The following is a 273-nucleotide window of genomic DNA, read 5'->3' as shown; positions in this document are numbered from 1 at the left end:
AAGGAAAAGCTCTTGGGGCAATAAAATGGATGAGCTATTGGAATCCTTTGAGGAGCGCCTTTCAGAGGTAAAAAGTTACATTAGCTTTCTTTGGATGCTTGAAAACAGCGCAAGAAACGGCCCACCCAAGATTGAGGGCTGCATGGAATCCAGAAGCGCGGTACAGCAAAAGATCTTATACTCCGGAGTTTTCCTCCAACTCTATACCTTGGTTGAGTCCACGATGACTCTGTGTATTGAGTCCGTGGCAAATGCGACATACAAAGAAAGCCG

Annotated in this window: 1 protein-coding gene; it reads left to right on the top strand. The window is 45.8% G+C overall.

Going from position 1 to position 273, the window contains the following annotated elements:
* Window positions 1-25 precede the first annotated feature (25 nt).
* A partial coding sequence (locus Q5762_RS38395) for an MAE_28990/MAE_18760 family HEPN-like nuclease (RefSeq protein WP_315896947.1) occupies window positions 26-273 on the top strand: 248 nt, incomplete at its 3' end.

The sequence above is a fragment of the Streptomyces sp. P9(2023) genome (genome assembly GCF_032436795.1).
Lineage (GTDB): Bacteria > Actinomycetota > Actinomycetes > Streptomycetales > Streptomycetaceae > Streptomyces.
The sequence above is the reverse complement of the archived record's forward strand: the minus strand, read 5'-3'. Positions and strand labels throughout refer to the sequence as shown.